The sequence below is a fragment of the Nonomuraea sp. NPDC051941 genome, assembly GCF_044593615.1.
Window position 1 is genome coordinate 1 of the sequence record NZ_JBIUCF010000043.1, and the last position, 26,447, is coordinate 26,447.

The 26,447-nt window shown below is 70.2% G+C and carries 32 protein-coding genes; 14 read left to right on the forward strand and 18 right to left on the reverse strand.

The features are described 5' to 3' along the window. Nucleotides 1-139: 139 nt before the first annotated feature. From ACIHFD_RS49065 to ACIHFD_RS49075, 3 genes are read left to right on the forward strand one after another with little or no spacing between them, the layout of a single operon-like run. Nucleotides 140-427, forward strand: coding sequence for a hypothetical protein (locus tag ACIHFD_RS49065; protein WP_397372732.1), 288 nt, complete (start codon nt 140-142; stop codon nt 425-427). Continuing rightward, nucleotides 424-663, forward strand: coding sequence for a hypothetical protein (locus tag ACIHFD_RS49070; protein WP_397372733.1), 240 nt, complete (start codon nt 424-426; stop codon nt 661-663). The genes ACIHFD_RS49065 and ACIHFD_RS49070 overlap by 4 nt, the downstream gene beginning before the upstream one ends. Nucleotides 664-716: 53 nt before the next feature. Beyond that, nucleotides 717-878, forward strand: a complete 162-nt coding sequence (locus ACIHFD_RS49075; RefSeq protein ID WP_397372734.1) for a hypothetical protein — start codon at nt 717-719, stop codon at nt 876-878. Nucleotides 879-988: 110 nt separating this feature from the next. On the opposite strand, the gene ACIHFD_RS49080 is transcribed toward ACIHFD_RS49075, so the two are convergent. The 17 genes from ACIHFD_RS49080 to ACIHFD_RS49160 form a co-directional block, all read right to left on the reverse strand. Further along, nucleotides 989-1,207 carry a hypothetical protein gene (locus ACIHFD_RS49080; protein WP_397372735.1) on the reverse strand — a complete coding sequence of 73 codons (219 nt, stop codon included), beginning with the start codon at nt 1,205-1,207 and terminating at the stop codon, nt 989-991. Further along, complete coding sequence (locus ACIHFD_RS49085) at nt 1,204-1,551, reverse strand: hypothetical protein (protein ID WP_397372736.1); 348 nt, start codon at nt 1,549-1,551, stop codon at nt 1,204-1,206. The genes ACIHFD_RS49080 and ACIHFD_RS49085 overlap by 4 nt, the downstream gene beginning before the upstream one ends. Beyond that, nucleotides 1,544-2,122, reverse strand: coding sequence for a hypothetical protein (locus ACIHFD_RS49090; protein ID WP_397372737.1), 579 nt, complete (start codon nt 2,120-2,122; stop codon nt 1,544-1,546). The genes ACIHFD_RS49085 and ACIHFD_RS49090 overlap by 8 nt, the downstream gene beginning before the upstream one ends. Next, nucleotides 2,119-2,370 carry a hypothetical protein gene (locus ACIHFD_RS49095; RefSeq protein WP_397372738.1) on the reverse strand — a complete coding sequence of 84 codons (252 nt, stop codon included), beginning with the start codon at nt 2,368-2,370 and terminating at the stop codon, nt 2,119-2,121. The genes ACIHFD_RS49090 and ACIHFD_RS49095 overlap by 4 nt, the downstream gene beginning before the upstream one ends. Beyond that, nucleotides 2,367-2,975, reverse strand: a complete 609-nt coding sequence (gene folE, locus ACIHFD_RS49100; protein ID WP_397372739.1) for a GTP cyclohydrolase I — start codon at nt 2,973-2,975, stop codon at nt 2,367-2,369. Before folE ends, ACIHFD_RS49095 begins: the two co-directional genes overlap by 4 nt. Then, complete coding sequence (locus ACIHFD_RS49105) at nt 2,972-3,256, reverse strand: hypothetical protein (RefSeq protein WP_397372740.1); 285 nt, start codon at nt 3,254-3,256, stop codon at nt 2,972-2,974. Before ACIHFD_RS49105 ends, folE begins: the two co-directional genes overlap by 4 nt. Then, entirely contained in the window at nt 3,253-3,729 is a 477-nt protein-coding gene (locus ACIHFD_RS49110) for a 6-pyruvoyl trahydropterin synthase family protein (RefSeq protein ID WP_397372741.1), read from the reverse strand. The genes ACIHFD_RS49105 and ACIHFD_RS49110 overlap by 4 nt, the downstream gene beginning before the upstream one ends. Nucleotides 3,730-3,803: 74 nt before the next feature. Beyond that, complete coding sequence (locus ACIHFD_RS49115; protein WP_397372742.1) at nt 3,804-4,502, reverse strand: DNA-methyltransferase; 699 nt, start codon at nt 4,500-4,502, stop codon at nt 3,804-3,806. Continuing rightward, on the reverse strand, nt 4,499-5,320 hold the full coding sequence (locus ACIHFD_RS49120; protein ID WP_397372743.1) for a DNA-methyltransferase: 822 nt from the start codon (nt 5,318-5,320) through the stop codon (nt 4,499-4,501). The genes ACIHFD_RS49115 and ACIHFD_RS49120 overlap by 4 nt, the downstream gene beginning before the upstream one ends. Then, nucleotides 5,317-5,514 (reverse strand): hypothetical protein, encoded by a 198-nt coding sequence (locus ACIHFD_RS49125; protein WP_397372744.1) that lies wholly within the window; start codon nt 5,512-5,514, stop codon nt 5,317-5,319. The genes ACIHFD_RS49120 and ACIHFD_RS49125 overlap by 4 nt, the downstream gene beginning before the upstream one ends. A gap of 27 nt (nt 5,515-5,541) precedes the next feature. Continuing rightward, on the reverse strand, nt 5,542-5,778 hold the full coding sequence (locus ACIHFD_RS49130; protein WP_397372745.1) for a hypothetical protein: 237 nt from the start codon (nt 5,776-5,778) through the stop codon (nt 5,542-5,544). 95 nt (nt 5,779-5,873) lie between these two features. After that, nucleotides 5,874-6,143 carry a hypothetical protein gene (locus ACIHFD_RS49135; protein ID WP_397372746.1) on the reverse strand — a complete coding sequence of 90 codons (270 nt, stop codon included), beginning with the start codon at nt 6,141-6,143 and terminating at the stop codon, nt 5,874-5,876. 8 nt (nt 6,144-6,151) lie between these two features. Then, nucleotides 6,152-7,063 (reverse strand): hypothetical protein, encoded by a 912-nt coding sequence (locus ACIHFD_RS49140; RefSeq protein WP_397372747.1) that lies wholly within the window; start codon nt 7,061-7,063, stop codon nt 6,152-6,154. Continuing rightward, nucleotides 7,063-7,293: a WhiB family transcriptional regulator gene (locus ACIHFD_RS49145; protein ID WP_397372891.1), complete on the reverse strand. Its 231-nt coding sequence runs from the start codon at nt 7,291-7,293 to the stop codon at nt 7,063-7,065. Before ACIHFD_RS49145 ends, ACIHFD_RS49140 begins: the two co-directional genes overlap by 1 nt. A gap of 19 nt (nt 7,294-7,312) precedes the next feature. Next, nucleotides 7,313-7,690 (reverse strand): hypothetical protein, encoded by a 378-nt coding sequence (locus ACIHFD_RS49150; protein WP_397372748.1) that lies wholly within the window; start codon nt 7,688-7,690, stop codon nt 7,313-7,315. 65 nt (nt 7,691-7,755) lie between these two features. Beyond that, on the reverse strand, nt 7,756-8,085 hold the full coding sequence (locus ACIHFD_RS49155) for a hypothetical protein (protein ID WP_397372749.1): 330 nt from the start codon (nt 8,083-8,085) through the stop codon (nt 7,756-7,758). Continuing rightward, nucleotides 8,082-8,261 carry a hypothetical protein gene (locus ACIHFD_RS49160; RefSeq protein ID WP_397372750.1) on the reverse strand — a complete coding sequence of 60 codons (180 nt, stop codon included), beginning with the start codon at nt 8,259-8,261 and terminating at the stop codon, nt 8,082-8,084. Before ACIHFD_RS49160 ends, ACIHFD_RS49155 begins: the two co-directional genes overlap by 4 nt. Before the next feature lie 237 nt (nt 8,262-8,498). Between ACIHFD_RS49160 and ACIHFD_RS49165 the strand changes: the two genes are divergently transcribed. The 4 genes from ACIHFD_RS49165 to ACIHFD_RS49180 all read left to right on the forward strand — a co-directional run bounded on the left by ACIHFD_RS49165 (nt 8,499) and on the right by ACIHFD_RS49180 (nt 15,380). Further along, nucleotides 8,499-8,999: a hypothetical protein gene (locus ACIHFD_RS49165; RefSeq protein ID WP_397372751.1), complete on the forward strand. Its 501-nt coding sequence runs from the start codon at nt 8,499-8,501 to the stop codon at nt 8,997-8,999. Between the two features lie 168 nt (nt 9,000-9,167). Beyond that, nucleotides 9,168-9,758, forward strand: coding sequence for a hypothetical protein (locus tag ACIHFD_RS49170; protein ID WP_397372752.1), 591 nt, complete (start codon nt 9,168-9,170; stop codon nt 9,756-9,758). A gap of 77 nt (nt 9,759-9,835) precedes the next feature. Beyond that, on the forward strand, nt 9,836-9,970 hold the full coding sequence (locus ACIHFD_RS49175) for a hypothetical protein (protein WP_397372753.1): 135 nt from the start codon (nt 9,836-9,838) through the stop codon (nt 9,968-9,970). A 115-nt stretch (nt 9,971-10,085) separates the two neighbouring features. Beyond that, the gene (locus ACIHFD_RS49180) at nt 10,086-15,380 is read left to right on the forward strand and encodes a hypothetical protein (RefSeq protein ID WP_397372754.1); all 5,295 of its coding nucleotides are present in this window, start codon (nt 10,086-10,088) and stop codon (nt 15,378-15,380) included. Here the strand turns inward: ACIHFD_RS49180 and ACIHFD_RS49185 are convergent. Beyond that, nucleotides 15,377-16,201: a sulfotransferase family protein gene (locus tag ACIHFD_RS49185; protein ID WP_397372755.1), complete on the reverse strand. Its 825-nt coding sequence runs from the start codon at nt 16,199-16,201 to the stop codon at nt 15,377-15,379. The genes ACIHFD_RS49180 and ACIHFD_RS49185 overlap by 4 nt on opposite strands. A gap of 17 nt (nt 16,202-16,218) precedes the next feature. Between ACIHFD_RS49185 and ACIHFD_RS49190 the strand changes: the two genes are divergently transcribed. From ACIHFD_RS49190 to ACIHFD_RS49220, 7 genes are all read left to right on the forward strand, one after another. After that, complete coding sequence (locus ACIHFD_RS49190; protein WP_397372756.1) at nt 16,219-17,007, forward strand: hypothetical protein; 789 nt, start codon at nt 16,219-16,221, stop codon at nt 17,005-17,007. A gap of 90 nt (nt 17,008-17,097) precedes the next feature. Next, a complete protein-coding gene (locus ACIHFD_RS49195; RefSeq protein WP_397372757.1) occupies nt 17,098-19,341 on the forward strand; it encodes a fibronectin type III domain-containing protein in 2,244 nt (747 codons plus the stop codon). Between the two features lie 13 nt (nt 19,342-19,354). Then, a complete protein-coding gene (locus ACIHFD_RS49200; protein WP_397372758.1) occupies nt 19,355-22,132 on the forward strand; it encodes a fibronectin type III domain-containing protein in 2,778 nt (925 codons plus the stop codon). 77 nt (nt 22,133-22,209) lie between these two features. Continuing rightward, on the forward strand, nt 22,210-24,768 hold the full coding sequence (locus tag ACIHFD_RS49205) for a fibronectin type III domain-containing protein (RefSeq protein ID WP_397372759.1): 2,559 nt from the start codon (nt 22,210-22,212) through the stop codon (nt 24,766-24,768). 15 nt (nt 24,769-24,783) lie between these two features. Then, entirely contained in the window at nt 24,784-25,203 is a 420-nt protein-coding gene (locus ACIHFD_RS49210) for a hypothetical protein (RefSeq protein ID WP_397372760.1), read from the forward strand. A 102-nt stretch (nt 25,204-25,305) separates the two neighbouring features. Next, the gene (locus tag ACIHFD_RS49215; protein WP_397372761.1) at nt 25,306-25,953 is read left to right on the forward strand and encodes a hypothetical protein; all 648 of its coding nucleotides are present in this window, start codon (nt 25,306-25,308) and stop codon (nt 25,951-25,953) included. 100 nt (nt 25,954-26,053) lie between these two features. Continuing rightward, a complete protein-coding gene (locus ACIHFD_RS49220) occupies nt 26,054-26,419 on the forward strand; it encodes a hypothetical protein (protein WP_397372762.1) in 366 nt (121 codons plus the stop codon). Nucleotides 26,420-26,447 lie beyond the last annotated feature (28 nt).

Consider the following 26,447-nt stretch of genomic DNA (forward strand, 5'->3'; position numbering starts at 1 on the left):
CCCCCCCCCCCCCCCCCCCCCCCCCCCCCCCCCCCCCCCCCCCCCCCCCCCCCCCCCCCCCCCCCCCCCCCCCCCCCCCCCCCCCCCCCCCCCCCTCCTGCAACCCGACCACCACGACGCGCGAAAGACCTGAACACCGATGAGCGAACGAGGCGTCACCACGAACCTGCCGGTCAGCCTGTACTACGACGGCGCAAAGATGACCGAGCAGGAAGCGATCGCGGAGCTGTACAAGATGCTGCGCGAGGCGGAGCGCGCCGGCCACTTCAACCGCCTCGGCGTCGCGTTCGGCGAGGACTTCGACCCCGAGCCGTTCACCCCGACCGGCGCCGAGAGCGACGAGGACGGCGACGACTCGGACGCGGTGGAGGACGACGACGAGGACGGCGCCGACACCGGCCGCCTCGAATCCGGAAGCGCCGCATGATCGCCCTCACCCCTAGCGGCAAGCCGATCACCTGTGACGGTTGCAACGCTTTCGTCGAGGAAGTCCGCGACGACATGGTCCATCCCGCCTCGGTGGACGTGTGGGGGCCCGGCGTCGTCTACATCGTGTGCCGGCCCCTGCCGAACGGCGACCAGCCGTGCCTCACGCTCGCCCAGCTCTCCGACGACCTGTACCGCGCGGTCCGCTGCCAGAAGCCGGGCTGCGCTGGCTGCTGACCCTTCGCACCCATCAGCCCCCTACCCACAGCAGAGAGAAAGAGAGAAGACCGATGGACGAGTACCTGAACGACTTCCGGGACAAGCTGCTCAAGCTGCTGATTGATGAGATGGACGAGGTGTTCTCCGCCAGCGTCATCGAGACCGGCAAGCCGGTCATCGGCCTCGAGCTGAGCAACGGCGAGACCGTGTTCCTGGAGATCCAGCCCGCCTGATGCCGGCGCCCGCGCCGGCCGAGCCGACTGCTGGCCGCAATCCAGCAGACCAGGGCCGCCCGCCGTCCGTACCAACTCCTGGGGTACGCGGCGGGCGGCCCTTCCGCGTGTCACAGACCGGGCGGCCAGCTCGTGCCCGGCGTGGTGAACGGCGACCAGCCGCACTCGCCGCACATGACGAGCATGCCGACGCGGTGGCCGCCTTCGGCGTCGAACAGGTGGATGTCGGCGGCCGACGCGGTGTTCTGCCGGCAGACCGGGCACCACTCCTCCCGCAGCTCGCCGAGCCCGATCATGCCCTCCTCCGGGTCTGGCCCGGGCTCGGTCATGAGCGCTTGCCCAGGATCACCCGCCAGACCTGCTCGACCGGCAGCGGCGCGGGCCCGGTGGCCTCCTTCGGCGTCCACGGCACGCTGGCCCCGCCTAGCGCAACCCGCACGAACCGCTCGACCATGCCGTTGTGGGCGCATCGCGGGCAGCCGCGACGGGGCAGCCGCGGGTCCGGGTGGTCTGGGCAGTCGATGCGCTCGGCGGCGATCTCCGCAGCGATGTCCTCGCGCACGCGCTGCTCGAGGTCCTCCGATTCGCCGGCGGTCGGCCCCGCGTTCGGGATGTCGCCGGCCGGGACGAGCCATGGATGGTCGGCCCGCCGGCCGCCGCGCATCTCACCCACCGTCGGCACCTTCCTCCTCTTGGACGCGTTTGGCACGGACCTCGGCGACGCGGGCCGCCAGCCTGTCGGCGACGTCGGCTTGGTGAGAGAGCTGCACGGGCGCGCCGTTCGGGCCGGACACCTCGAGCGCCTTGCGTTGCCCCCACCGCTCGTGGCGGGTGCGGGCGAGCCACTCGAACGCCGGCTTGGCGTCGGGCGGGGTGTACTGGCGCTCCTCTATCGATCCGTCCGGTTGCCGGATGACTTCCTTGATGGACACGCCGCCGGTGGCGACCTGGACCACGACCTCGACGAACATCGCCTCGGCCTGCGCGCGGGCTCGTGTGAATGCCTGGTAGAAGTCGAGGAAGCGGGCGTCGTCGGGGTCGAGGTCGCTGGCCGCTGCGTCGGCGTCCTCGACGGCGAGGGCCTCGCCGCGCTCAAGCCATCGGTAGACGGTGGACTCGTGGACGCCGATCAGGTCGCAGGCGACGGTTAGGTAGTTGCCCTTGCGGACGTATTCGCAGAGGGCCTCCTGCAGCTCTTGGGTGAGCTTGGTGGGGCGGCCCGTCTTGGGCGGCTCATCGGTCATGCGTGGCCCCCGCAGTTGAGGTGTCGGGCGGCGGTGCCGATCATGGCGAACTCGTCGTAGGGCTGCAGCGTCTTGCTGCGGAAGATGCCGACCTGCGTTTGCCCGTCCTCGGTGTTGATTTTGGCGATGACGACGGCGTCCACGATGAAGTCGCCCTGATGGATGCAGCCCTGCACCTCGAGCTGGTCGAGGATGTGGCCGATCAGCTGCGGCTGGTGGACATGCTCGTTGCCGGCGGTGTCGCTCATGAGGTGCTCCAGGTGGCGAGGAGTTCGGCGTGCAGGACGGGGTCTTTGCGGAGCTGGCCGGTGACATGCATGGTCGTCATGCTGGCGGTGCGGGCGCAGGCCCCGCGCAAGGTCAGGCAGGTGTGGGTGGCCCGGATGAGCGCGGCCGCGCCGAGCGCGCGCAGGTGGGTGGTGATGGCGTCGACGATCTGTTGGCCGACGCGCTCTTGCACGGTGGGCCGGGCGGCGTACTCCTGCGCGAGCCTGGCTAGCTTGGACAGGCCGACGACCGGGGAGCCGAGCGCGGGCACGTAGGCGACCAGCGCGGTGCCGAAGTACGGCAGGGCGTGGTGTTCGCAGATGCCGGCGATCGAGATGCCTGGGACGGCGACCAACGCGGGCTCGAGGTTGTCGCCGTCCTCGGGTGGGAAGACGCGGGCGAGGTGCCGGGCCGGGTCCTTGCGGGCGCCAGCGGTGAGCTCCATGAGCGCGTTGAGCAGGCGGCGCGGGGTGTCGGCGGTGCCGTCTCCGTCGCAGGGGATGCCGATGCCTTGCAGGAGCTGGGCGGTGGGCTCGATGAGCGTGCGCGCGGCGGTGCGGGCGGCGGCCCGGCTGGGGTTGGTCACAAGAGCCCCGTTTCGGCCATCTCGGCGAGGTTGGCGTTGAGCTGGTCGGCTTCGGCCTGGTCCTCGGCCGGGGTGGTTTGGCCGGGCGCCAGGAAGCGGACGAACGTGCCCGCTTCGGTCGCCGGCACGAGATACGGGCAGCCGGGCACGGCGACCAGCGCGGAGAGCCGGTGCGGCAGGCCGAGCGTGAGCGCGGCCCACGCGACGACTGGCAGCGGTGACAGGTCGGCGTCGGCGTACTCGACGCGCCAGCCGGGCGGGGACGGGATGAGGCCGGTCATGCGGTGACCCCGAGGGGGCCGGAGGTGGGGTTGATCATCCAGGAGGCGGTGTTGTTCGGGGTCTCCGACACGTCCACCTGCAGGAGCATGGCGTCGGCCGGCCGGTCGATCTGCTCGAGCCAATCGTCGGCCTGGTGGGCGAGCATGGACGCGACGGCCTCCACGGTCGGCCAGGCGAATGTGGGGTAGTCGACGCCGAAGGTGAAGACGCGGCAGCCCTGGTCGCGCAGGGCGGCCACGAGCGGGTCGCCGGCGCCGAGCATGGCCGCGTGGTCGATACGGTCGTCGATCCAGTCGCGCATGAGCCGCTTGAATGCGCCGAACTCCACCAGGGTGGCGTCATCGCTGAGGAAGCGGGCGCCGACGGTGAACGAGACGCGCCAGGTATGGCCGTGCAAATTGGTGCACTTGCCGGGCAGGTGCGGGAGGCGGTGGGCGGCGTCGAACGTGTGCGCGAGGGTCGCTGTGAACAAGGTCGGTCGGTCCTAGTGCTAGGGGAAGATCACGTGAGCGGGCGGAGTGTGGCACATCCGCCCGCTTACGTCTTTCAGCCCTGCACTTGTGGTGTGACCTGCTGCAATCGGGTTGCGACGGTTTCGCACCACGCCTCTTCGGCCTCGATCGCGATGGCCTTCTGGCCGCGGAGCTTGCACGCCTCGAGGGTGGTGCCGCTGCCGGCGAACGGGTCGAGGAACACGTCGGCCGGGTCCGGCTGGATGAGGTCGAGAATCCGCGCCGGAAGGGCGACGGGCTTCTCGGCCGGGTGGCCGTGGGGCTTGCGGGTGGAGGTCTTGATGGTCCACACGTCGCCAGCCGACCGGTCGGCGATCCGGAAGTCGGGGCCGGCCATGATGGCGATCAGCTCGTGATCGGAGCGCAGGCCCCGCGGGCTGCCGGTGCGGATGGCGTCCTTGTGCCAGACGGCGACGCTGGTCATGTCGAGCTGCGCGTCGGCCGCGGCCTTCATGAGCAGCGGCAGCGTCCGCCAGTTGCAGCATGTCCAGAACGAGCCGTCGTCGGGCAGGATGCGGGCGACCTCGCGGTACCACTCGGTGAACCACCGGCTGGCGTTGATCGTGTCGGCCCAGCCCGCCGGGCGGCGGCCCCAGCTCTTGTTGGCGATGAAGAACGGCGGGTCGGTGACGACATGCCGGACGGCGCTGGCCTCGATGGTTGGCAGGATGTCGAGCGCGTCGCCCTGGTAGAGGGTGACCAGCTCGTCGGTGTAGTACGGCGTCGGCGTCACGGCTGGCTCCCCTCTCCCTCGTCGGCGAGGGCGAGCGGGCCGGCGGCGAGCCGGTCGGCGGCCACCTTGGCGTAGTGCGGCGTGAGCTCGATGCCGACGAACTGGCGGCCCTCGCGCTGGCAGGCGACGCCGGTGGAGCCGCTGCCGGTGAACGGGTCGAGCACGACGCCCCCCGGCGGCGCGACCCTGGCCAGCGTGGTGAGAAGCGGATCGACTGGCTTCTCGGTCTGGTGGACGCGCTGCGCGCCGATCGGGGCGCGGGCCTCGATCACGCCCGGCAGGTACACCTCGTACTCCTTCTGGAGGCTCCCGTTGACTCCCCAGACGACGTACTCGGCTTGATTCCAGAATCCGCCCCGGATGGGACGGGAGCGGCCGCGGGGCTTAACCCACGCGACGACTCCGCGCCAGGTCCAGCCGGCGGCCTGGATCGCGTCGCTCGTGGACGGGAGTTGCCGCCAGTCGGTGAAGACCAGGATGGAGCCGCCGGGCTTGGTCGCCTGCAGGGCCTGCGACATCCACAGCGTGGACCAGTACGTCCAGGAGCGCTGGTCGCGCATGTCGCCCGGGAAGTCGGGGTTCTCGTGCTTGATGTCACCGGCCGAGCCGGAGACGTACTTGACCCGGGTGGACTTCTTTCGTTCCGCGGTGGAGACGCCGCCGCTGCTGTAGGGCGGGTCGGCGATGACCGCGTCCAGGCTGCCGGGCGCGAGTGTGGGCAGGATGGCGAGGGTGTCGCCCTGGTAGAGGGTGGCGTCCGGGCCGGTCCAGTACGGCTCGATGGCCGCGGGCGCGGCCGCGAGGGTGGGCGCGGTCATGCCGTCACCGCTGCGGCGGCTGCGCCGGCGTCGGCCGCCGGCAGGAGGTCGGGGAGCAGGACGGGGATGAACCATCCGCGCGGCGTGGCCGCGGTGGGCGCGGTCGCGGGTGTCGGGGTCGGGTGGGCGGTTGGGGCCGACGTGGGCTGGTGGGCGTACGTTGCTGCCAGCTCGTCGTAGATGGGCGTATTCACGCCCGCACGGGTATCAGGAACGCGCGCTTACTTCTTCGGGGCGTTCTTCGGCGGCCGGCCGCGGCGCTTGACCCGGTGGCGGTCGTCGCCGGCGCAGACCGTGCACTTGCAGGGCAGGCTGGTGTCCTTGGGGGCGGCGTTGAGGTCGGGGTTGATCCGGACGCCCTTGCACGCCTGGTGGTTCCGTGTCGCGCACGCCAGCGACCATTCGGACACGTCGGTGATGCCCTCGGGCGGGTTGATGGGTGCGCGTGCCAGATCCACCTACACATGGTCGCACGGCGCGTTCGGTGGGTGGCGCACAGCGTGATGCCCCGGCCAGTCCGTGAAGGGTCCGGCCGGGGCATCGCGCTGTGGGGTTATCGGGTTCGGTCGTGCTTGGCCTCGGCGAGGTAGGCCACTGCCGCCTCGTAGGCGTCGAGGATCTCGGGCAGCGGCCGCGGCCGGCCCGGTTCGCTGCCGGACTCGGGCAGGTCGGCGCCGACCATGAAGGTGGGCGTCTCATCGTTGATGGGCGCCCGGTGGAGCCGCATGCCGGTGGTGGCCAGCCACAGCTCGAGGCGTGCGAGGAGCCCGGCGGGCATGAGGACCTGGACGACCTGCTCGTCGGGGATGGGGGTGGCGGACATGGCACTCCTTAGTTGAGGTGGGCGGGGTGGTGCTCCTCGGGCCACGTCACGAGGGCGCGCTCGATGAGGTCGGTGTGCCAGTGCTCCGCGTAGCGGGGGCAGGCCCGGCAGTCGGCGGCGGCGTGGTCGCACTCGGGCAGGCGGATGTTCTCGCGGCTGGCGTGGTAGGACCAGGCGGCGGAATCGACGGAGAACAGGCGGTCGCCGGACAGCTCGAGGCCGCGGATCTTCACGCCGAACCCGTGCAGGTTCCTCAGGCCCGCCTGGGCGAGGATGTCGAGCAGCACCGCGATGGTGACGCTGTTTTGGCGGCGGCAGATCGAGCCGACGCCGACACGGCGCTCGAGGTGGAGATCGACGCCGGCCTTGGCGTACATCTCCAGGTGGGTGCTGTAGGAGCCGAGCGTCCAGCCCTGCAGGACCGGCATCCACGGGATGGTCGGCGCCAGCTCGCGCAGCCGCAGGAAGTTGGCGACGGTCAGCTCCTGGTGCTCGCGGATGGTCTTGCCGGTCAGGCGTAGGACGTCCGGTTCGCACATCCAGTCCTGCGGCGCCGCGGCGACGAGCCCGCCGATCGTCTCCTGCCACTTCAGGACTTCGTCGGCGTACTGCTCGGCGCTGACGATCCAGCGGCCGTTCATGCGTAGGTGGGTGAAACCACCGGAATCGAGGATCCAGGGCGTGATCGCGAGGGGGAACTTCCGCTTGAGCCGTACCAGCCGGTTCCGGCTGACGAGCATGGGGAAGCGGTAGCGGCCGAGCCAGCAGGCTTCCGGGGCGCCGGTGAAGAGGACGGGGCGGCGGACGTCCGCGGCCGGGCTGGTGGGGATGGCGCTGGCGGGGACGGTGAGCAGGGGCAGGGCGCGGGCAGGGGAAGGTGCCGCCCCGGCCGGAGCCGGGGCGGTGAGGGTGGGCGTCATCAGGCGGGCAACCCCAGTCGGAGCAGGACGAGGCGCTCGTCGGGGGTGGTGCCGCCCCAGATGCCGTCGTCTGCGGGGCGGTTGCGCAGCGTGTCGTGCAGGCAGGCGTCCCGGATGGGGCAGCCGCTGCAGACGGCCTTGGCCTCGCGGACCTGGGGCAGGCAGGGGCCGTCGTAGATGACGGGGAAGAACAGCTCGGGGTCGGCGGCGCGGCAGGCGGCGCGGGTCATGTCGATCACGGCGGGCCCCTCAGGCGTTGTCGCGGACGAGGGCGAGCATGGTCGTGGCGCGCTTCTTCTCGTCGATGTGAGCGAGGGCGGCCGCGATGACGCCGTAGGTCACGTCCGGGGGCGTGGTGGCGATCGGGAGGCGGACCGGCCAGAGGGCGCGGGCCCCGTTGGTCAGTGCGGGGTAGCAGACGTTCCACTCGGTGGCCCAGGCGGCGGGCTCGTCGCTCTCGTCGACCTCGGCGATGGTGGTCTTGCCGGTGGTGACGTTGATCGCGACGTGGATGGTGTCGCGGGTGTAGACGTGCACCTCGTAGTCGTCGTCGCTGATGGTCGGGCCGGTGAAGCCGAACTCCTTGGGGAGGTCGTTGAAGTATCCGGCGTACGGGGCGTAGGTCACTGTTTCTCCTGGTCAACTTTAAAGGGGCCGCATCCCCTTAACTTGATCCTGATATTACAGCTTATTTATTGCTCAAGTCCATGGTCATGTTCCGACTTCTGGTGGAACATGCGCTCGAGCGCCGCCAGCTCGTCCCCGTCGGGGCCGGCCTGCTCGATCAGGAGGGCGAGCACGGCCATGTCCGCCGGCGGGATGCGCAGGGCCTGGTCGGCGCGGACCGCGTCCGGCAACGGCGCGAGGATCCGGTGGTAGGTCTCCAGCCGGGCCTGCAGGCGCTTGGTCTCGCGGCGCAGGTTGCGGACGTTTCGGCGGGCGTCGCACAGCATCGCCAGCACCACGATCAACGCGACGTTGACGCCGATCACGTACAGCGTGGGCACCGAGCCGCCGATCATCGCGCCCCCTCGGGTCGTGCCCAGTGGGTGGTGGTGTAGTGGCGGCGCCATGCGGCCGCGGCCGCCTGCGCGGTCGGGGCGTCGGTCCAGACCCCGCGCGTCGGGCACGGCGTGATGCGGCATCGCCAGCGCGGGCCGGTCGCCGCGGCGTGGGCGGTGCGAGTCGTGGCGCTCATGCCCCGGGTCTGTAGCGCAATCCGTGGCTTACGTCCCGCCAGGACGTAAGCCGACCGGCCCCCTACTCTGCGCGCTCGAGGGTCCCCAACCCAACCGCTCGGCCCCGTGACGGGGGCGGGCCGACGTGTGGTGGAGGGGACCCGCGCATGGGATCCGAGAACGTCTTTGTGCCCCAGGTACAGAGGTTGTGGTTGGCGCCGGTGGGCACTGTTGCCCCTGATGGGCCGACTATCGCAATGCCGACCGGATGGTACGACATCGGCCTTTTTACGCCCGATTCGCTCAATTGGGCGACGGATCCGCAGTTCGAGGAGGCCAGGGCCGCCCAGAGCAACTATCCGGTTCGCCGGTGGCAGACCGAAGACGCCGCCACGCTGGAAGTCGATTTGCTCGAGTGGAGCCTGCATTCGTTCAGGGCGGTCTACGGCGGTGGGGAGATCATCAAGGTGACGCCGACCGGCGACCCTGCTCCCCCGGCCTACTACAAGTTCACGCCGCCGGCGATCGGTAGCAGGGTCGAGGTCGCGGCATGCCTGGAGCTGGGCGACGGCACGAAGCGGCTGCGGAGGATGATCCCCCGTTGCGAGCAGGCGGAAGGCGTGGAGCAGTCGTTCGAGCGGACCGCGGCCAGCACGCTGCCGCTGCGTCTGTCGATCTTGGGCGGCGACATCGGGGCGGCCTATTACGACATGATCAGCGGAAGTTGGGGGGCGTTCGACCCGAACCCCACGCCGTAGGATTAGAACATGCGTGCGGGCCGGGCGGCTGTGGGCCGGCGCGCATCGCACCGAGAGGGGCGGGAGCTGCGTCGAGCTCCCGCCCCTCTCGCGTCCCCGGGGACGTAAGCCGGGCGCCTCGCTACCTTCCCTCGCGCATCAGCGCCTTACCAGTGGGGGGACACGGGGATGGATCTCGACGCGGCACGCAGGGCACGCGCGGAGCGCAAGGGCATCAAGCCGGAGCCGGTGACGATCGGCGGCGAGGTGATCGCCGTCCTGCCTGTGGAGATGCCGCTGGACGTGCTGGGCCCGCTCGTCCAGGACGTGAACGTGGACATCGCGCTCCTGTTCAGGAATGTGGTGGACGTGATCCGGGGTGAGAACGCCGACCAGTCCACGGCGGCTCTGCTCGACATGGCGATCGACCTGATCGTGCTCAACCCGAAGCTGCCGGCCGAGCTGCTGGAGGCGGGCAAGGAGATTCTGCGCCGGTTGCTGGGCCAGGGCGGGTACGACGCGTTCGTGGGCGAGCGTCCGTCGCGGGAGGACGTGGCGGAGCTGGTGAAGGGCCTGTTCGGGAAGTACGGGTGGAGCCTGGGGGAATCGAGCGCGTCCGAGACCTCCTCGGACGATGGGACGACCTCGACGCCGACTGGTCCCACCACTACCCCGGACTCGACCTCTACGGAGTCTGGGACCGGCCAGGAGACCCCGCTTTCATCGGGCTTCGCCGATTCCTTGCCCTCGCCGAGCGACTCGACGACGACGGGCTCCTGAACACCACGGCCGAGCAGCGGGCCGAGCCGTGGGGTAAGGCGGAGGAGCTGCTGGCCCAGCTCATCGAGACAACGAGTGTGATCGGGACGGAGAAGTTCCGCTTCGCCAAGCCGGTCAAGGTCCCGCGGCCTCGCTGGGTGACGGGTGGGGGGCAGAGGGGCATCGACCGGGCGTTCTCCGTCATGATGGCCACGTCCCGCACGATCAAGTAGCCCAGGGGGCTGCTGGCGCGTACGCGCCGGCAGCCCCCCTTTTTTGCTCGCGGAGGTCGCGATATGACGTAAGCCCCTCTTTGCGCGACCCTCCCCCGCCGGGGGTGAGTCGCGCATGGCCGACGAGGCAGATGTCGAGGGCGGGCGTATTGAGCTCGAGGTCGTTGCCGAGATACCGCGGGGGTTCGAGCAGCGGCTGCAGCGCCAGGTGGAGCGGCGGGTCCGCAACGTCGAGGCGCGGATCAGGGCGGAGATCGACGCGCGTCGGCTGGTGGCCGAGGCGCGGGCGGCCGCGGAGGCGGCCGAGCGGACGACGACCATCCGGGCCCGGGTCGACGGCAGTCGGCTGCGCCGGGATGTGGCGGCCGCGGCTGCGGCGGCGTCGGCCGGCGCGACCGTCGAGGTAACGCCGGAGGTCGATGCCGGCCGCCTGCACCGGGAGGTGCAGGCGGCGGCCGCGCGGTCGTCGGCGAAGGTGAAGGTTGATGCCGACACCACGCCGGCGGCGAACTCGGTGCGCCGGTTCACCCGGGGCGGCGGCTCGGGCGGGAGCGGGGGCGGGGGCGGGGGCGGGGGCGGGTCGGGCTGGCTGATCAAGCTCGGCGTCAAGATCGACGATGCCGTGCTCAAGCCTGCGGAGGCCAAGCTCCGCCAGCTCATCACCACGGCGACGCTGGCGGCGGCCAAGTACACGGCTCTCGGCGTGGCCGCCGGTGTGGCCGGGTCCGGGCTGCTGGCGTTGGCGGCGTCGGCCACGCAGGCGGTCGGCGTGCTCGGGCTGCTGCCCGGCATCGCCGGCGCCGCGGTGCAGGGCCTGGCCGGCCTGATGGTCGGCATGTCCGGGGTCGGCACTGCGCTGCAGGCGCTGTCGCAGCGCGACGCCGCCTCAGGCGCCTCGGCTGCCAGCGCGGCGGCCGCGCGGGAGGCGGCCGCCGAGCGGATCAAGCAGGCTGAGCGGTCGATCAGGGATGCCGCTCACGCCCGGCTTCTGGCCGACGAGCGCGTCCAGGATGCCCGCGACGGTGTGGTCGCGGCGGCCAAGGCCGTCCAGGCGGCCGAGGACCGGGTCAAGGAGGCGGTCGAACGTGTGGCCGAGGCCCGGGCCCGGGTCGCCGAGGTCGCCGCCGAGGCGGCCGAGCGGCAGCAGGCCGCGGCGCGGCAGGTGGAGATGGCCGAACGCCGGCTGGCGTCCAGTCAGAGGGCCACGCAGCGGGCCCAGGAAGATCTCAACGAGGCCCGCAAGCAGGCCAAGGAGAGGCTCGAGGATCTTGCGCTCGCGATCTCCGGCGGCGCGCTCGACGAGGAGTCCGCCCAGCTCGCGATCGAGCGCGCCAAGGAGCGGCTCGAGGCGGTCACCAAAGATCCATTCGCCTCTGACCTGGACAAACGCGAAGCCGACTTAGCGTACAGACAGGCACTTCAGCGCCTTAAAGAGGTCAAAGAGCGCAACGGCGACCTCGCTGAGGAACAGGCCGAGGCGAATGCCAAAGGAATCGAGGGCAGCGACGAGGTCACCGCGGCCAAGGAGCGCCTCGCCGACGCCATTCAAGCCGAAAAGGATGCCGAGTATGAATTAGGACAAGAACGCAAAGAACAGGCGAAAGCTGCCGCCGATGGGGCAAAATCCATCGCGGAGGCGAACAAGGCCGTCGCCGAGGCGATCAAGGGGGTTGCGTCCGCCCAGGACGACGTCAAGAGCGCCCAGAAAGCCCAGATCCAGGCCGCACGCGATCTTCGCGAGGCCCTGTGGGATCAGATGCTCGCGGCCGAGCGGCTCAAGGACGCCCAGACCGAGCTGGCCAAGGCCAAGCGCGACGCCGCCACCGCCGGCCAGACCAATGGCGGCGGTGGGGTGGACCCCGCGGCCAAGGCCCTCGCCGAGCTGTCGCCCGCGATGCGCGCATTCGTGCTCTACCTGCACGGCCAGGTGATCCCGAAACTGAAGGACGTCCGGACGGCCACGCAGGAAGCGCTGGCGCCCGGCCTGCGTGACGGCGTCGAGGCGGCCATGCCGCTGCTGGACACGGTCAAGCAGGGCCTGTCCTCGACCGGCACCGTGGTCGGCGACCTCGCCCGGGACTTCGGCGAGCTGCTCGGCAGCAAGGCCTTCAGCGGCTACGTCAGCCGGATCATGGGCCGCAACAACACCGCGATCCAGCTCTTCGGCAAGGCCGGGCTGTCCGCCTTCAAGGGGATCACCCGGATCGTCGACGTCAGCATGCCGTACGTCGTGAAATTCGCGGACAAGGTCGCCGGCCTGGCCGACCGGTTCGACAAGTGGACGAAGACGGTCCGCGACAACGGCGACCTCGACAAGTTCTTCGGCAACGCCTGGGAGGCGGCCGACAAGCTGTGGCGCATCGTCTCCAACGTCGGCGGCGCGATCATGAAGGTCGCTGGGCTCGCGTTGCCGTCCGGCAACACCCTGCTCGAGGACCTCGCCCAGGGGGCGGAGGACCTCAACAAGTGGCTCGACCGCCCCGAGGTCCAGGAGCGCTTCAAGAAGTTCTTCGACGAGCTGGTCCCGCTCCTACGCACGGCCGGCGGGCTGCTGAAGGACGTCGTGGTCTTCATCGGCGGCCTGGTGGAGAAGGTCGTGGTCGACGGCAACCTCACCGGCTTCCTCGGCTGGCTGCGCGGCGTCGTGCAGTGGCTCGACAAGATGCTCGACAACCCCGTGGTCGCGGAGATCGGCAAGTGGTTGCTGATCTTTGGGCTGGCCGCGACCGCGATCGGCATCCTGGTGAAGAAGCTCGAGGGGCTCACTTCCGGGCTCAAGCTCATGGCCAAGGCCGCCAAGGGGATCAGCAAGCTCACCGGCTTGAGCAAGCTGTTCGGCAAGGGCGGCAGCGACGACGACAGCGGCGGTGACTCGCCGCTGGGCAAGACCAAGACCGGCACCATGACGGTGCAGGCCGGAAAGGTGTATGTCAACGGCGCGACGGTGGGAAGCGGCGGCAAGAACACCTCGACTACCGGCCGGCGTCCTGGCAACCGTGGCACGCGCGACGTCGACGTGCCGGACACGAAGGGCGGCAAGCACCGGAAGACCGGCGGTAGGGGCCTTGGCGGGGCGATTTCCAGCATCATCGGCGACATCGGTCTCGACCTGCTGGCCGACATCGACTGGGGCAAAGAGCTCAAAAACAGCGGGCTGACCAGCAAGCTCGGCGGGCTACTCGGAAAGGCCAAGGGCGGCATCGTCGGTACGATCGCCGGCCTGCTGGTTGACCCGCTAGCCGACGCCTTCAAGGGGGACGCCAACAAGGGCATGACCAGCGCCATCGCAGAGGCGCTGAAGTCGGGTAGCGCGGGCGCCGGCATCGGGGCGCTGGTCGGCTCCGTAATCCCCGGCGTGGGAACGGCGATCGGCGGCGCCATCGGCGCCGGGATCGGTGCTGTGCAGGGCGGTATCGCCGGCTACATCGGGCCGCGGATGTGGGAAACGCTCAAGGGCAACCTGCTCTCGACGGCCCCCATCGAGAACATGCTCAAGACGGTGGGCACCCTCTTTGGCGGGGCTGGCGTCACCATAAACGATCTTTGGCAGCAGATCTGGCGCGGCCTGGACAACGGAACCAAGGCCGGCGCCGACGGCCTGCAGAGCCGGCTGGGCATGGTGCTCGATCTCACGAACGGGAAGTTCGTGTCACTGAGCAAGGAAGCGCCCAAAAACCTACAAACGATGTGGGCAAGCATCAAAAAGGATCTTGATGCAGGGATCTCCCCGTCGCAGGACAAGATCAACGCCTTCGTCAAGGCCGGCGGCGCCCAGTTCCTCAAGCTGGCCAAGGACGCGCCGGCCGACCTGAAGGTCGGCTGGGACCAGGCGCTCCTGGGGATGGACACGTTCACCTCGGTCGCCAGCAACAAGCTGGCCACCTTCACCAACGGCACCGGCGGCAAGTTCCTGCAGCTCAAGAAGGACGCGCCTGCCCACGTGCAGGCGATGTGGGCGGACATCCAGGCCAAGATCGCCGCCGGGACGCCCGTCAGCCAGAAAGAGATCGACGACTTCATCGCCCGCGGCGGCGGCCAATTCTTGAAGCTGCGCAAGGACGCGCCACAGCACATCCGGGATGGGCTGTCGGAGATCAACAACAACCTGACCACCGGCTTGAACACCGCGAGCCTGAAGCTGGGCGGCTTCATTCAGGACGGGCAGGGCAAATTCCTGAAACTCCGGCAGGATTCACCCAAACAGATACAAACCATGTGGGCCGACATCCAGCGCGACATCGACGCCGGCAAGCAGCCCAGCCAGCAGAAGATCGACGCCTTCATCAAGGCCGGCGGCGGCTCGTTCCTCAAGCTCAAGCAGGACGCGCCAGCCACGACCAAGAAGACCTGGGCCGACATCGCCGCCGGCGTGGACCCCGGGCTGAAGCCCGCCAAGGACAAGGTCGCGGCGGCGACCTCGGCCATGGAGAAGGCCTTCGGGACCGCGAAGAGCGGCATCGCGAAAATCTGGGATGCCCTTCCCGACTCCCTGAAGAAGCCGCTGGCATGGATCGTCAACACCGCCTACGGCAAGATCGCCGAAGTGTGGAACGCGATCGCCAAGGCGGTCAACTTCCCCCAGCTCCCGAAGCTCGGCTTCGCCAATGGCGGCGTGGTCGCCACCGGGTACGGGGTGCAGCCGGGGTACGCGCCCGGCCGGGACCGGATGCTCGCCGCCGTCAGCCCCGGGGAGGCGTGGCTGAGACCGGAGCTGGCTCGCGCGCTCGGTACCCGCTGGGTGGACGGCGCCAATCATGCCGCCCGGGCCGGCGGAGTCGCCGGCGCCGCCCGGTTCCTGGCTGGTGGTCTCGGCTTCGCCAAGGGCGGCACAGTCGGCAACAGCAAGGCCAAGGGCACTGCCGGAGGGAAGAAGGAGCAGACGCCGCTGGAGAAGCTGCTGGCCACCGTATCGGCGAGCGTCCGGAGCTTGTTCGCGAAGGGGCTGGGCGCCGGCGCCCGCAAGGTCCTGACGCCGATCAAGAACGCGATCAGCTCGGCGATCGGCACCGGCACGCAGATGCAGCAGCTTCTCGGCCGGATCCCGGCCACGCTGATCGACAAGGTCATCTCCCGGTTCGACAAGAAGGACCAGGAGTTGAACCGCGACCGCGGCGGAGTGCTGCCGCCCGGCCGGTCGAGCGTGCTCAACGCGACGGGGAAGAACGAGTGGGTGCTCACCCCGCAGGCGGTGGCCGCGCTCGGCGGGCCGCGTGCTGTGCAACGACTCAACGAGAGCGGGGTGGCCGGCATGTACCGGGCGGCCCGCTCGAGCGCGCGGCCGGTGCGGGTGGCTCGCCAGAACGGTGATGGCGCTGGGTCCAGCGTGGTGAACGTCTACCCGCAGCCCGGCCAGAGCGAGAAGGCGATCGGCAATGCTGCCGCCCGGCGGCTCGGCTCGCAGATCTCCTAACCAGGCGTCGCCGCGGTGTACCCCCACGCCGCGGCGACGCCAGCCAGCTCGGCGGGCACGACGGCAGGGGCCGGTCGGGCAGGCTGGGGTCGGCCGGTACGGATCTTGTCCAGCCAGTCTCCGACGCCGCGGACCAGGGGGCCGTGTGGGTGGCGGCCGTAGTTCAGCATGCCCGGCTCGAACGCGACGCCCAGGTGGTCGCAGAGCAGGCCGACTTGGGCGGCGGGGTCGGCGACGAGCTGCTCGTAGGTGACCGTGACGCCGGGCAGGTGCCGGCGGGCCTCCTCGACCGCGGCCATGTAGCTGGCAAGGTGACCGGCGCTCGGCTCGGCCGGCAGGCCGGTGGCTTCGCACCAGGACCGCAGGATCGCGGCCGGGTGGCGCAGGAGGAACACGAACCGGGCGTCGTGCCAGCAGTCGGCCAGCCGCGACCAGATCAGCGTGTCGGCTGGGCTTTTGATCACCAGGGTCGGCTTGCCGGCGCGGACCAGGTCGAGGTGGAGCAGCCGGTCCCACAGCAGGTGTTCGAGGGCGGCCTGGTCGTGGCCGAGCAGGCGCATGGCCACGGCGGCGGGCCCGAGCGGAACAGAGACGGTGATCTGCCCCAGATGTGTCTCATGTGGGGCGTGCAGCTGAGAGTGGCTGCCCAAGATCAGGCGCAGCAACGTGGACCCGGACCGGGGCGGCGCCAGCACGACCACGGGCGCTCTGAGCAGCCGATCAGCCGCATGCTCGGCGGCCACGGGCCCGGGTTCGGCCGACGCGCTGTTAGCGGGCTTCCCGCGTACCATCCCGGACTTGCCGGAGGAGTGATCACCCACGGGGCGGGAGGGTAGCAGTGCCGGTACAAGCAACCACGAGTCCGCCGCTGGCCGACGAGGCCAACACGTCGGTCGAGACGGCCACGTTCAACGCGCCGGCGAACTCGCTGCTGGTGGCCGCGTGGATGGGCTCGGTCAGCGGCACACTGACGATCGCGGGGGGCGATCTGACGTGGACGGCCCGCGCCACGCACACCTCGGGGCGGGCGCGTCTGTGGACTGCGCCGTGCCCTTCGGCGAAGACCGGGATGAAGGTCTCGCTGGCCATGCCCGAGTTCGGGTACGGAGGCTTCAAGGCGTGGGTGGTGACGGGCGCCAAGTTGGCTGCCCCCGTCGGGGCTTCCGGGACCAACTCCGCTGCCGCCGACCCAACGACCTTCACCGGCTACACGTCCACGACCATCGGCAGCCTCGGCTTCTGCGCCGCATACGAGAACAACCTGTCCGGCGGCGCCGGTGTCCTGCCGACCAGCGGCAGCGACCCGTCGGACGCCTTCTCCATGAAGGATGTGTACGGTTCGGCCGGGTCGGGGCTGGCGATCCGGAAGGCCGCGGCCGCGACAGCGGCTGGCCAGGCGCAGACGTTCACTGTGGACGCCCCTCCTGCCATCGAGACGCCTTCGTGGGCGTGGGCGGCCATCGAGATTGTCCCGGATGACAGCGATGTACCGACCACTCCGGGCAACTTGCGGGTGACCGCGGTGGCCGGCACTTCTCTCACCGTGGCGTGGGATCCCTCCACTGACAGTTCCGGGATCGCCGGCTACGGGATCTATCTGGACGGCGCGAAGGTGGGCGGCCTCTGACCGGGCGGCCGCCGGGGATTTCGCGCTTGCCCCGGGGGCTGGGCTGGTCATGCAGGGCGCGGTTCATGCCATGAGACTCGGGGGGCTTGAGTGGCGAACAGGATCGCGGCCACATACGGCGGCGGCAGTGCGACGGGCACGCACACCATCTCGTTCACCGCGCCCACGCCCGGCGCTCGGCTGATCGTCGTGGTGTCGTCGTGGAACACGGTCGATGCGCCGTCGGGGTGGGCTCGGGACTTCGGCGCCACTGGCTACAACTCTGTGGCGATCTTCTCCAAGATCGCGACCGGGGCCGAGCGGAATGTGAGCTTCGCCCATGGCGACACCCGCCTGCACGCGGTGGTCTACGAGCGAGACGATTGCCGGGAGTTACTGTTCACCCGCGGCGCGACCTCAGCCTCGGCGTCAGTGAGCACGGAGGCAGTGACCGTATCGGCCGGTGCCACCGGCCGCGTGTTCGGCGTGGTCAACGACCCCAACGGCGCCACGTCCGTGTCGAACTGGAATCAAGGGCTGGCCCGCCACTACGCCAAGGACGACGCCTCCAGCAGCAGCGCGTTCGCGCACGGGGCGATGCCGGCCGCCGGATCCCGGGTGTTCACGGTCTCCAACATCGCGGCCGGCAGCAGCTCGAGCGTGCTCGCGCTCGTCGGCTACGGCACCACCGACGCCGAACCTCCCACGGCGCCGGCCAGCCTGCGCGCCACGTCCGTGTCCGGCACAGCAATCAGCGTCGAATGGGATGCCTCCACCGACAACGAGGCCGTGGCCGGGTACGGCGTGTATCGCGACGGCGTCAAGATCGGCGCCGACCTGACGGAGCTGCACTACACCTTCACCGGGCTGACGGCCGGGACGACATACGCGCTGGCCGTAGATGCGGTGGACTCCTCCGGCAACCGGTCGGCACGGACGCAGATCACGGTGATAGCCGAGGTCGATGTCACCCCGCCCAGCGTGCCGGCGAATCTGCGGCTGGTCGAAGCGACCTTCAGCAGCATCGCGATGGCGTGGGACGCCTCCACCGACAACGTCGGCGTCGCCGGTTACGGCTTCTATCTCAACGGGGAGCGGCAGGGCAGCGACCAGGCCGAGCTTGCCCGGACGGTGACCCGGCTGGCGCGCGGCACCGCCTACACCGTGCAGGTGGATGCTGCGGACGCGGCCGGCAACCGATCGCCGCGGACGTTACTTGTGGTGGAGACGCTCGCCGGCGCGGACCCGTCCGAGCCGCCTGGGCTGACAGCCACACCGGGCCCGGAACAGATCACGCTCGCGTGGGGGGCATCGGAGCCGGGCGGCCTGCCCGTCGTCCGGTACGAGGTACTGCTGGACGGCGCCGTCGTGGCAGCCACAACAGCGCTCGGCCACGTCCTCGAGGACCTCGAGGCGGGCAGCACCTACCAGGTGTCGGTGCGGGCGGTGGATGCCGGCTCCGCCCGCGGGCCGGCTTCTACCATCACGGTCACCGTGCCGCCGCCAAGCTGGACAGCGCTGGCCAGCCCGACCTACCGGATCGGGCAGTGGGTCGGCAACGTCCGCGACTCTGCCGGTGTCGAGTGGATCGTCCAGGACGAGGAGGGCTGGTCGGCCGGTGCGGAGGCGATCACCCTCGGCGCCGACAACGACTCCAGCGACGGCGGGTTCAGCGGGCCGGGCAAGTACGGCGCCCGCCTCGTCACCCTGTCCGGGGTGGCGCTCGCGCCGTCGCGGGTGCAGATGCTGGCCGCGCAGGAGCGTCTGACTCAGGCGATCGGCCCGGCCGAGGCCGGCGTGCTGCGGGTCGCCGAGGCGCACATGACCCGCCAGGCGCGCATCCGGCTCGAGAACCAGGTGGAGATCACCGATCTGGGGTCGCGGGCGTTCGGCTGGACGATCGTGGTCAAGGCGTCCGACCCGAGGCGGTATGCCGTCCGCGGCGTGTACGCCGAGGTGGAGTTTGCGCCGGCGCAGACAGTCGGCAGCACCACGATCACGCTGTCCGGCGACCACCCGCAGATCCCTGCCCGGCTGCGGCTGATTGGCCCGGTCGCCGATCCGGTGATCCGGCTCGAGGAGCTGGGGCTGGAGATCCGGGCCAAGCCCGGTACCACGCTGCCGGACGCCCGCTACGAGCTGACCATCGACCTCGCCTCGCGGGTGGTGTGGTCGGTGGTTCCGCCCGAGATCTGGCCGGAGCCGCGGCCCGGGCGCGGCCTGCTCGGGGTGTTCCCTGCCCGGGCCGCGCTGCAGCGGGGCCCGAACACGATCCGGCTCAGCGGGTCGCTGGTGGCCGGCCAGGAGGACCGAGGGCCGCGCCTGGTGATCGAAACGACGGATGCATGGATCTGAACGGGGGACGGCGATGCCGACGATCGTAGAGGGGTTCGAGAGCGCCACCGCGGTGGTGCCGCGTACCGGGAACTGGGCGCGGGCCACCGACCAGAAGTTCTCCGGCTCCTGGAGCCTGAAGAGTGCGACGATCAGCGACAACGGCACAACCAGCTGCGTCATGACCGTGCCCGCCGGCGCGAAAACGATCTCGTTCCGGGTCAAGGTCTCCACCGAGGGCAGCGACGCCAACCCCTACGACCCGTTCATCTTCCTGATCGGGTCGACGGAGACATATAAGAAGGCGGGCGAGGTGGACTGGCACATGCCGGGCACCTACGCCCTGGGGAACGCCACGCAGGTCACCTTCCGGTACACGCGCGACGGCAGCCAGCCGGGTGGGTCGAACGCCGTGTGGATCGACGACGTGGTGTTCGTGGTCGATACGGGGGCGCCCACCGTGCCGGCCGGGCTGCGGGTGACCTCGTACTCGCACACCGAGATCAGCGTCGCGTGGCAGCCCAGCACCGACGACAACGCGGTGACCGGTTACGGCATCTATGTCGGCGGCGTCAAGCGAGGCGGCGACGTAACGGGCACCTTCGCCAACATCACCGGGCTGGCCGCCTCCACGTCGTACAGCATCACCGTGGACGCGGTCGATGCGGTCGGCAACCGGTCGGCGGTCAGCAGCGCGGTCGTGCAGCAAACGGCCGCGCCGCCGGCGGCCGGGGCGCTGACCCGGACGTTCCCGAACCTGACAGCCGGCCGGACGTATCTGGTCGAGGTGGACGCGGTCGACGGCACCGGCAGCCGATCGGCCCGCGCGTCGCTGCAGGTGTCCACTGACAGCGAGCCGCCCACCGTCCCGCCGAATCTCAGAGTCACCGCGGTCGCCGGGACGCAGATCTCGGTGGCATGGGACCCCAGCACCGACGCCGTGACTGGGGTGGCCGGGTACGGCGTGTACTTGGACGGCGCCCAGGCCGCGGCCACGCACCCGGGCCTGGGGTGGACGTTCAACGGGCTCACACCGGGCCAGAACTACCTGATCGAGGTGGACGCGGTCGACGGCGCCGGCCTGCGGTCGGCGCGGGCGCATCTCACCGTGCAGGCCGAGGTGGATACCTCGCCGCCCAGTGTGCCGCCCAACCTGCGGGTGGCCGGGCAGTCGCCGTACACTCTGACCATCGCGTGGGATCCGGCCAGCGACAACATCGGCGTCGCTGGATACGGCATCTATCGCGACGGCGCGAAGATCGGCAACGATCAGACCGCGCTCACCTATGCCTTCACTGGGCTGCAGCCGGAAGGCACATACCAGGTGGCGGTGGACGCGGTGGACGCCTCTGGCAACCGGTCCGGGCTGGCGCAGCTCACCCACGTGCTGCCGGCCGACCTGCCGCCGGCGCCGCCGTCGAACCTGCGCATCACCGCCGTGTCGTACACGTCCTTCGCAGTGGCCTGGGACCCCGCGGTGGATGACGTGCAGGTGACCGGGTACGACGTCACCGTCAACGGGCAGGTCGTTGCGACGAACGCCGCGGTGCTGTCGCACAGCATGGCCGGGCTGCCGGACGATACTGCGTACGTGGTGCGGGTGTGGGCGGTAGACCACATCGGGCAGCGCAGCACGGTCCCGACCGAGCTGACGGTGACCACGCTCAACGACTACGACCCGACCCCACCGGCGTTCACCGCGGCAGCCGGCGAGGATTCGATCTCGGTGGCGTGGGAGGCGAGCACCGACGACTTCGCCGTGACGGGGTACGAGATCTCGGTGGACGGGCAGGTCGTGCACTCCACCCCGGGCACCGACTACACGGTGGACGGAGTGCGCGAGCGGCAGCACCTGATCACCGGGCTGACCGCCGGCCGCACGTACGGGGTGCGAGTCACGGCGGTGGACACCATCGGGCAGCGCAGCCTGGACAACACCCAGCTCATCACCACCACGGCGTTGCCGTACTCGCCGATCGCCACGCCGGTGTACCGGCTCGCCGGTTGGGCCGGCAACGTCAGGGACTCTTGGGGGGTCGATTGGGTGGTGGCCACGGCGGAGGGCTGGTCGTCCTCGCCGCCGGTCTCCCCTGTCTCGGCTGATCGGGGCGGCGTCGACGGGGTGTGGGACGGCGCCGGCCGGTACGGTCCGCGGCCGATCGCGCTCGGCGGGGTGGCGATCGCCCCCACGCGGTCGGCGATGCTGGCAGCCAAGCAGCGGATCGCGTCGGTGATCTTCCCGCGGCAGCAGGCGATGCTGCGGGTGGAGGACGCCCGGATGACACGGCAAGCCCGGGTACGGCTGGACGGCAATATCGAGACGAGTGACCAGGGCTCGCTGGTGTTCGCCTGGCGGATTCCGTTGAAGGCCGCCGACCCACGCAGGTACGCAACCGTCGCGACCAGGGCGGCCGCGGTGGTGTCGTCGCTGCCGGGCGAGGCCTCGATGACGGTCACATTGGAGGGCACCTACCGGAAGATTCCGGCCCGCCTGCGGCTGTTCGGGCCGATCCGGGACTGGACGATCGAACATGCGGAATCCGGAACGCTGATGCGAGCGAAGCCGGGCAGCTTCGTGCCGGCTGACCCCGCGTACTCGTACCTGGTCGACCTCGGCGCCCGGCAGGTGTGGGCGCATGTCCCGCCGGAGGTCTGGCCGGTGCCGCGGCCGGGCCGCTCTGCGCTGGCGCACCGGCCCGCCTGGTGGACGCTCATCCCTGGCCCGAACACCATCACCCTGTCCGGTCAGCCGGTCGCCGGTCAGCCGGGGACGCCGCGGCTGATCTTGGAGGCGTACGACGCCTGGGCCTGACGACCCGGGGACGCAAGCGCGGCAAATCGTCATGCTCCGCCCTGCCACAGCATCAACAGCCATCGGGGGGCGGCGCATTGACGCTGGTACGGAGCCAACCTGTCGTCTACACCACGCAATCACCGAGCACGAGCCACACGCTGTCGTTCGGCTCGGTGGGGTACGGCAACAGGATCGTTTTGCTGGTCAACAGCTATGCCGGCGTGACGGGGGTCAGCGGCGGCTACGACATGCACGAGTGGACGTCCCACACGATGGGCATCCGCATGTATTCCAAGATCTCGTACGGCAGCGACTCGTCTGTCACCGTGTCGGTGTCCGACAGCACTGACCGCATCACGATCTGGATGTGGGAGTTGTCGAACGCGGACGTCTTCTACGGTTCGGATTCGGGCCTGACGTCGGGGTCTGCGTACTTTGGGGCGAGCGATCTGCCGGACGGCTGCACCAGCATCGCCGGCGTGTCGGTGTACGTGACGGGCAACGACACCAGCAACGTTTCCTGGCCGTCGGGGTATACGCACCGCGGTTTTGCGTTCCGCGACTGGAATGACGGCGCGATCAAGCGGGTGTGGAGCTCGGCGGCGACGCAGGACTTCGTCTCCGGGTCGCTGAGCTGGTCGCAAAAGCTCGTCACCGGGTTGCCCTCGGCGACGCCGAACTACGCCTGGGCCTGTGGGGTCTGGGGTCCGGAGCTCGACGAGGAGCCGCCCACGGTGCCGGGCAGCGTCCGGCTCACGGGGATGACTCCGACCTCGGTGTCGATCACGTGGGACGCCGCGACCGACGCGGGCTCGGGTGTCAGCGGCTACGGGGTGTACAGGAACGGGGTCAAGGAAGGCTCGGATCAGAGCGGCCGGACCAAGACGTTCACCGGGCTCACCTCGGGCGTTCCGTACGTGTTCGAGGTGGACGCGGTCGACTACAAGGGCAACCGCAGCGAGAAGTCCGGCCCGCTGACGATCACGCCGATCGACGATACGACGCCGCCGCAGACGCCGGTGCCGCGGGTGACCGCGCTCGGCCCGGGCACGATCACCGTGGCGTGGGACGAGCCCGCCGACGAGACCAGCATCACTGGATACGGCGTCTATCTCAACGGCACGAAACAGGGCGCGGATCAGATCGGCCGGACCCGCACGTTCAGCGGGCTCACGATCGGCGGCCTCTACACGGTGGGGGTCAACGCCGTCGACCTGCTCGGCAACCGCAGCCCCATCGGCACGAAGACGGTTAAGGCGCAGGCCGACACTGCGGCGCCTACCGCACCGGGCAGCCTGCGGGTGGTGTCGGTGTCGCAGACCTCCGTCACCGTCGCGTGGGAGGCCAGCACCGACGACAACGTCGGCGTCGCCGGCTACGGCTTGTATCTGGGGACGCGGCTGGTCACGCAGGTGCCGTCCCAGGTGTTCACCTTCACCGGGCTGTCGCCAGCGATCACCTATCCGCTCGGTGTGGACGCGGTCGATGAGCTGGGCAACCGGTCGCCGCGGGTCGTAGTGCACGCCACCACGCTCGAGGACACCAGCGGTTCAGCCCCACCGTTCGAGTATGTGTTCTACGACTGGGACACGCACAACCCGATCGACTCGTTGCCGCTGCAGGCGGTGTCGTTCGAGCTCGGGCTCGGCGGCGGCGGACAGCTCCAGGCCGAGATTCCCTTGTACGACGAGGCGTACAGCGTGGGTCGGGTGGAGGCCGCCACGCGGCCGGAGCGCACCATCGTGGTCGTCTACCGCGGGGAGCGGCCGGTGTGGATCGGCCGGCTGATCGACCCGCAGGACTACGACTCCGAAACCGGGGTGCTCCAGATCACCGCCGAGGAGATCATTGGCATCTACGGCCGCCGGTTCGTGTCCTTCACCGGGCCCCGGGCGGCGACGTTGGCGCACACCGAGATCGACTGGCTGATCGATCTCGCGTCGCAGCCGGCCGACAAGCGGTGGCTGCGCACTACCGGGGTGGCCGGCACTCTGCCCGTGGACCGGGAGTACAGGAGCGAGGACTTCTCCCGCGTGCTGGACACCATCACCGATATCGCCGGCGCTCCGGGAGGGTTCGAGTTCTGGGTCAAGCCTGATTGGGATCAGATCGCCGACCGGCCGCAGGTGGAGTTCCGCCGGGTGAACCGGGACAACCCGCCGGCCTCCGATCTCACCTTGGAGTACCCGGGCAACGTCCGTAAGTGGCGCCGCTCCACCCGGCGGGCGCTCGCCACCGTGGTGCACGGCAAGCTTGCCGTTCCCTCCGGCGGGGTGTTGCTGGCGAAGGTCACGCAGGATGACCTGCACGCCGCGGGCTGGCCACGATTGGAGGAGGCGTACCAGTTCGAGGGCTTGACGAGCCAGGCGGCGTTGCAGGCGGAGACGCAGCGCGCGGCGGACGCTTCCAAGGGGCCGCGGCAGGTGTTCGAGTTCGAGCTGTTGCCGGACTCGTCGGTCCGCTGGTGGGAGTGGGAACTGGGCTCGGACGCCCAGGTGATCATCACCGATCACCTGTATCCGGAGAGGGCTGACGGGTCGGCCGGGCTGGATCGGGCCATGAAGATCGTCAGCTTGCGGGTGGAGCCGGCCACCGACGGGGGCGAGCTGGTGACGGTGACCACGGCCGAGCTGAACACGACGGTCGACGAGTAGACAGGGGGCGGGCTGGTGTCTCGGATCAACACGGGTGACTTGCAGCAGAAGGATCTGGTGCAGTGGGTCATGGACCTGCGGGCGCGGGTCAAGGCGCTCGAGCTGAAGATCGGCGAGCGGACGGTGACGTTCTCGCCGTTGGCCACCCAGGTGTCGGGCACGTCGTTCGAGACCATCGCGTTCAGCGTGTTCCCGCGCTCGGGCTCCAGCCTGGCGGTGGACGTGACGGTGGGCGGTCCGCTGGAAGTCCAGACTGCCGTCGACGGCGTGCCGATCGGCACGGCGTCGGCGACCGCCGCCGGCACCGTCTCGGTGTCAGGGTTTCTGCCGGAGAGCTGGAACTTCGGGGATCGCCGCCGGGTGGAGGTCCGGGCCCGCCGCCCGTCGGGCAGCGGTGCCGTGACCGCGACGGCGCTGGGCGGCTGGCACCGCTGAGCAGCCACGTCGCTGTAAGCGTCGGCTCTCGCTATACCTGCCTGCGGCCCTCGGCCTGTTGCCGCGGGCAGGTTTCCCAACTCGACCCCTGGAGGGGCGAACATGACCGACATCGACATCAACCCCGGCAGCGGCGACCCGGTGACCATCAACATCAACTGCGCGTGCGAGCCCACGACCCCGCCGGCGCCAGCGGCGGCGATGACGGAGCTCGACCTGTACGGCTATGCCGCGGCCACGGTCCTGCCCCACTACTGCAACACCGCCGTCGCCGAGCTCGGCCCCTACCTCCTGGGCGCGACGGCGATCCTGCCGGCCGGCAGGTCGCTCGCGTCGGTCGGGATCGGCGTCGCCGTCCCGGCGAGCGGGGTGGCCGCCGGCGAGTGCGCGTTCGGCGTCTACATGGGCGGCATCCCGGAGCTGGTGGCCACGACCGCGCCCAAGGCGAACCTGTTCGCCTCGGCGGGCGTTCGGTGGGCGCCGCTGAAGTCGGCGATCGAGGCGTCCGATCAGGACCGGGTGGTGTGGCTGGTCGCGCAGGTGCCGGCGTACTCGATCGGTAGCCCGGCGTTCCTGTCGGCCCTTCACGCGAATGGCCCGAGCATGATCAACGCGCAGCGGTACCGCAGCGTCATCGTCGAGGGGCAGGCGGAGCTGCCGCCGATGTTCGACGCCGACGCCGTCCCGTTCACCAGCCCGCGGTACCTGCCGATGCTGGTCGGCTCGTCCGACGGAGTCATCCAGCCGTAGGTGCGAGGGGCGTCCCCGGTGATCAAGGCCGGGGACGCTACCTGCTCGAACTCCTATCGTGCCCCCTCGACAGTGGCCGAACGCGCGGGGGTGCAAGGGGATGGCCGAGGAGCAGGAGCGGCCCGGCCTGGCGGGGCAGCTAGCCGACGTCCGCCGGATCGTGGAGGTCGGGCTGACGGAGATCGGCGGCAAGCTGGCCGTGATCGCTCTGCAATTGCAGCAGGGTGAGCAGCGCCACGACGCGCTGGCCAAGACCGAGGCTGAGCATCACCGGCAGGTGATGGAGATCCTCGACGAGCACGACCGGCGTATCCAGGACGGGGACAAGGCGCGGGCCGCCGAGCAGGCCAAGGCCCAGACGGTCGCGGACGGCGCCAAGCGATTCGCAACCTGGGTGGCGATCGTGGTGTCGGTGATCGGCGTGGTGATCAGCGTACTGCTCAAGGCGTGGGGCGGCGGAGCCTGACCGGCGGCAGGACGTAAGCGGGGAAACC

Coding starts and splice junctions, on each gene's coding strand:
- ACIHFD_RS49215 (WP_397372761.1), top strand. CDS start 25,306: ATGACCGACATCGACATCAACCCCGGCAGCGGCGACCCGGTGACCATC.
- ACIHFD_RS49090 (WP_397372737.1), bottom strand. CDS start 2,122: ATGACCGATGAGCCGCCCAAGACGGGCCGCCCCACCAAGCTCACCCAA.
- ACIHFD_RS49160 (WP_397372750.1), bottom strand. CDS start 8,261: ATGAGCGCCACGACTCGCACCGCCCACGCCGCGGCGACCGGCCCGCGC.
- ACIHFD_RS49170 (WP_397372752.1), top strand. CDS start 9,168: ATGGATCTCGACGCGGCACGCAGGGCACGCGCGGAGCGCAAGGGCATC.
- ACIHFD_RS49145 (WP_397372891.1), bottom strand. CDS start 7,293: ATGACCCGCGCCGCCTGCCGCGCCGCCGACCCCGAGCTGTTCTTCCCC.
- ACIHFD_RS49155 (WP_397372749.1), bottom strand. CDS start 8,085: ATGATCGGCGGCTCGGTGCCCACGCTGTACGTGATCGGCGTCAACGTC.
- ACIHFD_RS49180 (WP_397372754.1), top strand. CDS start 10,086: ATGGCCGACGAGGCAGATGTCGAGGGCGGGCGTATTGAGCTCGAGGTC.
- ACIHFD_RS49070 (WP_397372733.1), top strand. CDS start 424: ATGATCGCCCTCACCCCTAGCGGCAAGCCGATCACCTGTGACGGTTGC.
- ACIHFD_RS49080 (WP_397372735.1), bottom strand. CDS start 1,207: ATGACCGAGCCCGGGCCAGACCCGGAGGAGGGCATGATCGGGCTCGGC.
- ACIHFD_RS49135 (WP_397372746.1), bottom strand. CDS start 6,143: ATGTCCGCCACCCCCATCCCCGACGAGCAGGTCGTCCAGGTCCTCATG.
- ACIHFD_RS49220 (WP_397372762.1), top strand. CDS start 26,054: ATGGCCGAGGAGCAGGAGCGGCCCGGCCTGGCGGGGCAGCTAGCCGAC.
- ACIHFD_RS49140 (WP_397372747.1), bottom strand. CDS start 7,063: ATGACGCCCACCCTCACCGCCCCGGCTCCGGCCGGGGCGGCACCTTCC.
- ACIHFD_RS49095 (WP_397372738.1), bottom strand. CDS start 2,370: ATGAGCGACACCGCCGGCAACGAGCATGTCCACCAGCCGCAGCTGATC.
- ACIHFD_RS49065 (WP_397372732.1), top strand. CDS start 140: ATGAGCGAACGAGGCGTCACCACGAACCTGCCGGTCAGCCTGTACTAC.
- ACIHFD_RS49200 (WP_397372758.1), top strand. CDS start 19,355: ATGCCGACGATCGTAGAGGGGTTCGAGAGCGCCACCGCGGTGGTGCCG.
- ACIHFD_RS49105 (WP_397372740.1), bottom strand. CDS start 3,256: ATGACCGGCCTCATCCCGTCCCCGCCCGGCTGGCGCGTCGAGTACGCC.
- ACIHFD_RS49165 (WP_397372751.1), top strand. CDS start 8,499: ATGCCGACCGGATGGTACGACATCGGCCTTTTTACGCCCGATTCGCTC.
- ACIHFD_RS49120 (WP_397372743.1), bottom strand. CDS start 5,320: ATGACCGCGCCCACCCTCGCGGCCGCGCCCGCGGCCATCGAGCCGTAC.
- ACIHFD_RS49075 (WP_397372734.1), top strand. CDS start 717: ATGGACGAGTACCTGAACGACTTCCGGGACAAGCTGCTCAAGCTGCTG.